The organism is Aeromicrobium sp. (assembly GCF_025965075.1).
In the GTDB taxonomy this organism is placed as follows: Bacteria; Actinomycetota; Actinomycetes; order Propionibacteriales; family Nocardioidaceae; genus Aeromicrobium.
Genome location: NZ_JAOPXQ010000059.1, coordinates 1 through 9,097, shown reverse-complemented (window position 1 = coordinate 9,097; position 9,097 = coordinate 1). Strand labels below are relative to the sequence as shown.

The window sequence follows — 9,097 nt, the reverse complement described above, 5'->3', positions numbered from 1 at the left end:
CGTTGTCGCGGAGCCCCTCGGGCGCGCCGGAGAGCTTGGCGAGCGAGCGCAGGCCCGTCGCGAGGGCGCTCGTGATGAGGACCGGGGCGACCTTGGCGGCCTCGGCCCACCGGGCCTGCTCCAGGGCTACGCTGATGCGCCCGTCGATCGTTGCGTCCGCGATCTCGTAGCCGCGGACGTCAGCGCGGCCGCCGAAGTACTGCTGCACCAGGGACACCGTGATCTCGGCGCCCTTCTCCAGGTTGGCGACGAGCTGGTCGGCGGCCCCCGCAAGGGCTCGGAGGTCCTGTCCGACGGCGGCGACCAGGAAGGTCGCGGCCTGCTCGTCGATCCTGGCGCCCAGGTCGCGGACCTCACCGAAGACCCACCGCGCGTAGTCCCGCTCGTACTTGGGCTGCTCGAGCTTGACCTCGCTGACGACCCCGGACTTGCGGAGCTTGTCGAGCAGGCCCTTGCCCTTCTGGCCGCCGCCGTGGACCAGGATCACGGCGACGTCCGGCGAGGGTGACGCGGCATAGGCCAGCAGCTCGGCCTGGGCGGCGTCCGGCAGGTCCTGGAGCTCGGTCAGGACCAGGGCGCTGGCGTCGCTGAACAGCGAGGGGCTCGTGAGACCCGCGAGCTCACCCGGCTGCAGTCCCGAGGCGGTCGACGTCGCCACCTCGACCTCGGGCTGCTCGCCCGCGACGGCCTTGACCGCCTTGGCACGGGTGCGGTCGGCGAGGAACTCGGCGTTGCCGGTGATGAGGAGGATCTTGCCGAATGCCGTGGCCACGGAGCCAGCCTAGTGCCGCGTCACCACAGTCTGCCGAGCGTCGCGCTGGACGACCGCGATGTCGCCGTCGGTGTCGGTGCGCCACCACGCCGTGCCCTGGCGTCGCAGGAGGGACAGCGCCGCGGCGGCGGGATGGCCGTAGTCGTTGCCCTCCCCCGCACTGATCGTCACGATCCGCGCCCCGACCGCGGCGAAGAGCGCCGGCAGCTGTCGGGCGCTCCCGTGGTGGGGCATCTTCAGGACGTCGGCTGCCAGGTCGGGGTGCTCCCGGAGCAGGACCCGTTGCGCGGCGGGTTCGATGTCACCCGTCAGCAGGAGGCGGATGCCGCGCACCTCGGCTCGCAGCACGACGCTGGCGTCGTTCGTCGCCGACCCCTCTGCCGGCGAGGAGGGCTGGTCCGGGATCGGCCACACGACCTCGGCGGAGACCTCCCCGACCGTGAACGTCTCCCCCGGCGAGACGACGTGCACCGGCACACCGCGCGCGGAGGGGCCGCCGGTCGGTCCCACCGCGACCTGGTCGACCCGGCGCCCGGCCCGTACCCCCGGCCAGCCGTCGACGTGGTCCGCGTGCGCGTGGGTGAAGACCATGAGCCGCACCCGACGGACCCCCAGCCGGTCGAGGCAGCGGTCGACCGCCGGCGGGTCCGGCCCGGCGTCGACCACGACGGCGCTGCCGGGCCCGGCGGCCAGCACCGTCGCGTCTCCCTGGCCGACGTCGCAGGCCACCATGATCCAGCCCTCGGGCGGCCAGCCGGTCTGCGGCGGCCGCCACACCCCGATCAGCAGTCCCAGGCAGAGGCCGAGGAACAGGGCGGGGCGGGTCGAGACCACCGCGACCGCGACGGTGACGACCGGGACGACCACGAGCAGCAGCTGCCACGGGGCGTGCCACTGCAGCGAGGCCGCCTCGAGACCGGCGGCCCGGTGCCCCACCGCCAGGATCCAGCTCGCGCCCGCGCCCGCCACGATCCCGGTGACCTGCGCCAGCGGGACGGACACCAGGGCGACCAAGCCGCCGAGCAGCCCGGCGATCGTGGCCGGCGCCACCGCGGGCCCGGCCAGGAGGTTGGCGAAGACCGCGACGAGCGACACCTCACCCGACAGTGCCGCGATGGCCGGCGTGCACGCCAGCTGGGCCGCCAGCGGCACCGCGACGGTCAGCGCGCACCAGCGCGGCATCCACCGCTCGAGCCGGCCGGCGAGGGCCGGCGCCAGCAGCAGGATCCCGGCGGTCGCCAGGGTCGACAGGACGAAGCCGGCCGAGCGGGACAGCCACGGGTCGAGGAACACCAGCCCGATCACGGCCCAGCACAGCGCCCGCACCCCACCGCGGGACCCGAGGCCCAGGGCGGCGATGCCGACCGCACCCATCGCCGCGGCGCGCACGACGCTGGGGTCCGGGCGGGCCAGCAGCACGAACGCCACGACCGAGACGGCCCCGACGAGCCACAGCCCGCGTCGGCGCAGTCCCGCCGCCTTGGCCAGCAGCATCACGACCGCCAGCACGATCGTGAGGTTGGTTCCCGAGACCGCCATGAGGTGCGTCAGGCCCGCCCGGCGGAAGTCCTCGTCGACCTCGTCGGGAATCCGGGTGTCGTCCCCGTCGACCAACGCCGGGACGAGGGCCCGGGGCTCGGTGGACAGGTGGGCGACCGAGCGGCGTACGCCCTCACGCACCCGCTCAGAGGCCTCCCACCACCACGCCGCCCGGTCGGCGGGTCCTCGGCGACTGACGTCGATGACCGCAACCTCGTCCGTGGCGTCGGACGGGGCCAGGCGTCCGGTCATGACCAGACGGCGGCCCACGACCAGGTCGTCGGCCGTCCCGTCGAGGAACGCCGTCGCCCGGTCCCTGACGTGGACGTCCCGGTCGCGGGAGACCGCGCGGCGGAGCCTGACCTCGACGACGACCGACTCGCGGCCGTGGACCGTGAACGTCCGCGCGTCGCTCAGCACCTCGACGTCGAGCACGACCCGCGCGTGCTCGGCGGCCAGGTCCCGCACGGGCGAGTGCTCGACGGTCGTGAGGCGCCACGCACACGATGCCGCAACGACGGCCAGGCACACCGCCGCGAGGGCCACCACCCGGGCGCGACCCAGCCGCAGCAGCGCCGCCGCCAGAGTCACGGCGGTGACGGTCACGACCAGCGCCACCAGCGAGCGGGACGTCACGAGCAGCGCGGCTCCGGCCCAGCAGGCCAGTGCCGCCGGGGCCGTCCTCAGGTCGTGGCTCACACCACGACGAGGTCCCGCAGCTCGGCCAGGGTCGCGTCACCGATGCCCTTGACGTCGAGCAGGTCGTCGACCGACGTGAACGGCCCGTCGTCCTCGCGCCAGGCCAGGATCGCCTGCGCCGTGACGGGTCCGACGCCCGGCAGGGTGTCGAGCTGCTCGAGCGTCGCGGTGTTGAGGTTGATCTTGGCCCCCGCCGTGGGCGCCGCACCACCGGGAGCCGCTGCCGGAGCCCCGGGGGCCGCGACCGGCTCGATGCCGACCAGCACCTGCTCCCCGTCGGCGAGCTCGCGGGCCAGGTTGAGCGCGGTCGTGTCGACCCGGCCGCGCAGCCCCCCGGCGGCCTCGATGGCCTCGTAGACACGCGATCCCTTGGGCACCGTGACGATGCCGGGACGTCGCACCTTTCCGATGACGTCGATGATGAGCTCCCCGGCCGGCTTGGCGGACGCCGCCGCGGAGCCGGGACTCGGCGTCCCGGAGAACGCGAGCGGCGCCACCGGGTCGCTCTCCTGCGGGCGGCCGGACAGCAGCCACCACACCAGCAGGACCGACGCCGCCACCCCGATCGTCGCCACGGCCCGGACGTGCGGGACCTCGACCCTCCGACCCACGGGTGCCGGCTCGTCCTCGCGGGGTGGGAGCTCGGCGTCGAAGGATGCCGCGAGCTGGGCCAGCCGGCGCCGGGCGATCTCGGCGCGGGTCTCGTCCGGCGGCTCCGGCGGCTTCGCTCCTTTGTGCCTCATCCCGTCGACGGTAGGCCGGACCGGCGCTCCCCGGAGCCGGCCGGCCGGGGCCTGTGGACAACCCGTGGGTCGTCGCCCGGCGGTGGAGAACCTAGCGGGGGGTGATCGTCACCGAGATCATTCCGGGACCGACGTGGGCGCCGATCGCGGCACCCACCTCGTCGACCGGGATCGACTCGACCTTGAGCGTCGCGGCGAGGTGTCCCGCAACCGTGGTCGCGCTCGACAGCCCGGCCAGGTGCTGCACGCCGATGTCGAAGCCGTTGCCGCAGGCGGTGGCCGCCTCGACCGCGAGCGCCTCGACCCGGGCCAGCGCCTTGGCCTGGGTCCGGACGCGCTCGAGCGGGACGACGAGACCGTCGGTGATCGTGAGGATCGGCTTGACCGCGAGCGCCGAGCCGATCAGGGCCGCTGCGGCGCCGACGCGACCGCCCCGCTTGAGGTACTCGAGCGTGTCGACGTACAGCAGGACCGTGGTCGACTCCCCGGCGCGGCGGGCCGCGGCGGCGACACCGGCCACGTCCTCGCCCGCGTCGCGGGCCTGCGCGGCCCGACCCGCGGCGAAGCCCGTCGCGACGCCGACCTGGGTCGAGTCGATGCAGGTGACGGGCACGGGCGACTGCTTCGCGGCGAGCACGGCCGAGTCGAGCGTGCCGGACATCTTGTTGCTCAGGTGGACCGACACGATCGCGGTGGCCCCCTCGTCGGCGAGCCGCCGGTAGACCGCGAGGAAGTCGTCGGGGGTCGGCCGGGACGTGCTGACCGGCACGAAGGAGCCGAGCGCCTCCGCGATCATGTCGGCGGTGACGTCGACGCCCTCGGTGTAGACGTCGGCCCCGATGATGACCTGCAGCGGCACGACCGTGATGCCCTCACGGACGGCATCCTCCGGTGACAAGGAGGACGTCGAGTCCGTGACGATCGCAATGTGAGGCATGCGGGAATGCTACTTGGCCCGGATCCCGGCCATGGGCCGAGCGAGCGCAGCGAGCGAGGGCAGGCGCCCGGGCGAAGCCCGGCAGCTGCGAGGGACGAGCAGCTGGAGCGGCGACGGAGGAGCCGCTCGCCTCACACCACGATGCTGACGAGCTTCGGCGCGCGGACGATGATCTTGCGGATCTCGCGGCCGTCGATCGACCGGACGACGTTGGGCTCGGCCAGGGCCAGCGCCGTGAGCTCCTCGTCCGAGATGTCGGGGCTGACCTCGAGCTTGCCCCGGACCTTGCCGAGGACCTGCACGACGCACGTCACCGAGTCGGCCGCGAGGTGCGCGGGATCGGCGACCGGGAACGGCGTGTGGGTCAGCGAGCCCTCGTGACCGAGCCGCGACCACAGCTCCTCCGCGAGGTGCGGCGCCAGGGGCGCCAGCATCAGGACCAGCGGCTCGACCGCGGCCCGCGCGCTGACGCCGACCTTGGTCAGGTGGTTGGTCAGCTCGATGAGCTTCGCCACGGCGGTGTTGAACCGCATGTGCTCCATGTCGCCGCGCACGCCGTCGATCGTGGTGTGCAGGACGTGCAGCGTCGCCGGGTCGAGGTCGGCGTCGTCGACCAGCGACCTCCCCGAGTCCTCGTCGACCAGCAGACGCCAGACGCGCTGCAGGAACCGTTGCGAGCCCACCACGGCACGCGTGTCCCACGGCCGGGACACATCGAGCGGGCCCATCGACATCTCGTAGACCCGGAACGTGTCCGCGCCGTACGCGTCGTACATGTCGTCCGGGGTCACGATGTTCTTGAGGCTCTTGCCCATCTTCCCGTACTCACGGGTGACGGGACGCCCCTCGAAGAAGAAGCCGCCGTCGCGCTCCTCGACCCGGTCGGCCTCGACGTAGACGTCGCGCTCGTCCTTGAAGGCGTACGCCTGGATGTAGCCCTGGTTGAAGAGCTTGTGAAAGGGCTCCTCGCTCGTGACGTGGCCGAGGTCGAACAGGACCTTGTGCCAGAACCGGGCGTAGAGCAGGTGCAGGACCGCGTGCTCGACGCCGCCGACGTACAGGTCGACGCCGCCGGTCTCCCCGTCCTTGCGCGGGCCGAGCCAGTACCTCTCGTTCTCCGGGTCGGCGATCCGCTCGGCGTTGTGCGGGTCGGTGTAGCGCAGCTCGTACCACGACGAGCCGGCCCAGTTGGGCATCGTGTTGGTCTCGCGGCGGTACGTCCGCGGGCCGTCGCCGAGGTCCAGCGTCACCCGCACCCAGTCCTCCGCGCGGGCCAGTGGCGGCTGCGGCTCGCTGTCGGCGTCGTCGGGCTCGTAGGTCTTGGGCGAGTAGTCCGGGACATCGGGCAGCTCGACCGGCAGCAGGTGGTCGGGGACCGCGATGGGCTGGTCGAGCTCGTCATAGACGATCGGGAACGGCTCGCCCCAGTAGCGCTGCCGGCTGAACAGCCAGTCGCGCAGCCGGTACGTCGTGGTGCCCTCCCCCGCGCCGTGCTGCTGCAGCCACGTGATGACGGCAGCCTTGGCGTCCTCGACGCCCAGCCCGTTGATGTCCAGGCCCGCACCGTCGTCGGTGACGTGCGCGGAGTTGATCGCGGGGCCCTCGCCGGCGTACGCGCCCTCCCAGCCCTCGGGGGCCTGCACCGTCGGGATGATCGGCAGGCCGTAGGCCTCGGCGAACTCCCAGTCGCGGTGGTCGCCGCCGGGGACGGCCATGATCGCGCCGGTGCCGTAGCCCGTCAGGACGTAGTCGGCGATGAAGACGGGGATCTGCTCGCCGTTGACCGGGTTGGTCGCGTAGGAGCCGGTGAAGACGCCGGTCTTGTCCTTGTTCTCCTGGCGCTCCAGGTCGGTCTTGGCCGCGGCGACCGCGCGGTAGGCGTTGACCGCCTCGGCGGGTGTCTCGGCGCCCGCCGTCCAGGCGCGGGGCGTGCCGGTCGGCCAGGCCTCGGCGGTGAGCGTCTCGACGAGCTCGTGCTCGGGGGCCAGGACCGCGTACGTCGCGCCGAACAGGGTGTCGGGGCGCGTCGTGAAGACGTCGAACGAGGTGCCGGCGGTCTCGACCCGGAACCGGACGCGGGCGCCGTGCGAGCGACCGATCCAGTTGCGCTGCATGTGCTTGACCGAGTCGGGCCAGTCGACCCGCTCCAGGTCGTCGATCAGCCGGTCGGAGTAGGCCGTGATGCGCATCTTCCACTGCCGCAGGTTGCGGGTGAAGACCGGGAAGTTGCCCCGCTCGCTGCGGCCCTCGGTGGTGACCTCCTCGTTGGCCAGCACCGTGCCGAGGCCCGGGCACCAGTTGACCGGGGACTCGTCGACGTACGCGAGACGGCGCGAGTCGATGAGGATCCGCCGCTCCAGCGGTCCCAGCTCGGCCCAGGAGGCCCCGTCGGGGGCGGTCAGCTCGCCGGACTCGTACGCGGCCCGCAGCTCGCTGATCGGGCGGGCGCGGTCCTGCTCCTCGTCGTACCAGGACTCGAAGATCTGGATGAAGATCCACTGCGTCCAGCGGACGAAGTCCGCGTCGATCGTGGCGAAGCTGCGGCGCGGGTCGTGGGCCAGGCCGAGGCGGCGCAGCTGCCGTCGCATGTTGGCGATGTTGGACTCGGTGTTGGTGCGCGGGTGCTCGCCGGTCTGGACCGCGTGGATCTCGGCGGGCAGGCCGAACGCGTCGTAGCCGAGGGCGTGCAGGACGTTGTCGCCCCGCATGCGGCGGTAGCGGCCGACGACGTCGGTCGCGATGTAGCCCAGCGGGTGGCCGACGTGCAGCCCCGCACCCGAGGGGTACGGAAACATGTCCATGATGAAGTACTTCTCACCGCTGCCCGTGTCGCCCGCGAGGTCACCGACCGGGTTGGGCGCCTCGAAGGTCCCCTCGGCGTCCCACCGGTCCTGCCAGCGGCGCTCGATGTCACCGGCGAGCCGGCTGGTGTAGCGGTAGGTCGCGATGGTGTCCTCAGGCGTGCTCACTGACGGGATCTTACTGGGGGGCGACCGTGTCCGTGCGCGAGCCTGCCGTCGGGCCCTCCTCGTCGGGGAGGTCCTTGACGGGCACCACGAGCGGGCGCCACACCGCCCAGGCCGCGAACAGCGCCGACACGACCAGCATGCCGAGGCCGCTCCACAGGTTGACGTTGAAGCCGTCGCCCCGCGCGAGCTCCTCGTCGGAGGCGTTGAACAGGCCGAGCAGGGTCAGGATGACGCCGTAGGTGCCGATCAGTCCGCCGATGACGAACCGGATGTCGAAGCCGCCGACCTTCTTCTTCGGCTCCCCGGGCGTGATGGTGTCTGTGCTCATGACGGTCTCCTAGCGGAACAGGACGTTGAGGACGATGACGATGGCCAGCCCGACGCCGGCGAGCTTCGTCGGGGACTGGAACCACGGGAGGGACTTCTCCTCCGGGTCGACGAGCGACTCCTTGGGCGTCCGGGAGTAGACGAGGCCCTCGAGGTCCTTCTCGTCACGCGCCGGGGTGTTCATCGTGACGATGACACTCACCAGGATGTCCACGAAGAACGCCGCGCCGGCCGCGACGAAGCTCGCGCCCTGGCCGCTGAGCCCGATGACGCCGAGGCTCGCGCTGCCGAAGGCGTCCTCGCTCAGGAACGCCACCGCGACCGCCGCGAAGGTGCCGGCGACGAGCCCGGTCCAGCCGGCCGCGGCCGACATGCGCTTCCAGAACATGCCCAGGATGAACGTCGCGAACAGCGGCGCGTTGAAGAACCCGAACAGGGTCTGCAGGTAGTTCATCAGGTTGTCGTAGTTGGAGGCGAAGAACGCCGTGCCGATCGCGATGATCGTCGCCGCGAACGTCGCGATCCGGCCGACCAGGGTGTAGTAGCCGTCCGGCTTGTCCTTCTTGACGTACTGCTGCCAGATGTCGTAGCTGAAGACCGTGTTGAACGCCGAGATGTTGGCCGCCATGCCCGCCATGAACGAGGCGAGCAGGCCCGCGATCGCGACGCCGAGCATCCCGTTGGGCAGCAGGTCGCGCATCAGCAGGAGGATCGCGTCGTTGTACGTCGCGCCGCCCGTGTCGCCGCTGCCCGACTTCAGGTTGGTGATCTCCGGCACGACGATCGCGGCGATGACGCCCGGGATGATCACGATGAACGGGATGAACATCTTGGGGAAGGCACCGATGATCGGGGCCCGGCGGGCCGACGACATCGAGTCCGAGGCCATGGCCCGTTGCACCTCGACGAAGTTGGTCGTCCAGTAGCCGAACGACAGCACGAAGCCGAGGCCGAAGACCAGGCCGATGACCGACAGCACGGGGTTGTCGATCCCCGTCAGGTCGGTGCCGGGCCAGGACGACAGCTGCTCGCCGTTGGGCTGCACCTTGTCCTTGATGCCCTGCCAGCCGCCGACCTTGTGCAGCGCGACGATCGTCAGCGGCAGCAGGGC

6 protein-coding genes and 1 pseudogene are annotated in these 9,097 nt (G+C 72.2%); all 7 read right to left on the bottom strand.

Annotated features, from left to right (window positions below; genetic code table 11):
- On the bottom strand, positions 1–772 hold a 772-nt coding region (gene holA / locus JWQ91_RS03875), incomplete at its 3' end, for a DNA polymerase III subunit delta (RefSeq protein ID WP_297781075.1).
- 9 nt (positions 773–781) lie between these two features.
- On the bottom strand, positions 782–3,010 hold the full coding sequence (locus JWQ91_RS03870) for a ComEC/Rec2 family competence protein (protein ID WP_297781072.1): 2,229 nt from the start codon (positions 3,008–3,010) through the stop codon (positions 782–784).
- Positions 3,007–3,753 (bottom strand): ComEA family DNA-binding protein, encoded by a 747-nt coding sequence (locus tag JWQ91_RS03865; protein WP_297781070.1) that lies wholly within the window; start codon positions 3,751–3,753, stop codon positions 3,007–3,009. The genes JWQ91_RS03870 and JWQ91_RS03865 overlap by 4 nt, the downstream gene beginning before the upstream one ends.
- A gap of 91 nt (positions 3,754–3,844) precedes the next feature.
- Positions 3,845–4,690: a DegV family protein gene (locus JWQ91_RS03860; RefSeq protein ID WP_297781068.1), complete on the bottom strand. Its 846-nt coding sequence runs from the start codon at positions 4,688–4,690 to the stop codon at positions 3,845–3,847.
- Positions 4,691–4,821: 131 nt separating this feature from the next.
- Positions 4,822–7,659 (bottom strand): leucine--tRNA ligase, encoded by a 2,838-nt coding sequence (leuS, locus tag JWQ91_RS03855; RefSeq protein ID WP_297781066.1) that lies wholly within the window; start codon positions 7,657–7,659, stop codon positions 4,822–4,824.
- Between the two features lie 10 nt (positions 7,660–7,669).
- The gene (locus JWQ91_RS03850) at positions 7,670–7,987 is read right to left on the bottom strand and encodes a hypothetical protein (RefSeq protein ID WP_297781063.1); all 318 of its coding nucleotides are present in this window, start codon (positions 7,985–7,987) and stop codon (positions 7,670–7,672) included.
- Positions 7,988–7,996: 9 nt separating this feature from the next.
- Positions 7,997–9,097, bottom strand: a pseudogene (locus JWQ91_RS03845) (Na+/galactose cotransporter); the annotation flags it as partial.

Excerpts from the sequence above, each read along its gene's own strand:
- JWQ91_RS03850 (WP_297781063.1), bottom strand. The coding sequence starts at position 7,987 with ATGAGCACAGACACCATCACGCCCGGGGAGCCGAAGAAGAAGGTCGGC.
- JWQ91_RS03860 (WP_297781068.1), bottom strand. The coding sequence starts at position 4,690 with ATGCCTCACATTGCGATCGTCACGGACTCGACGTCCTCCTTGTCACCG.
- JWQ91_RS03865 (WP_297781070.1), bottom strand. The coding sequence starts at position 3,753 with ATGAGGCACAAAGGAGCGAAGCCGCCGGAGCCGCCGGACGAGACCCGC.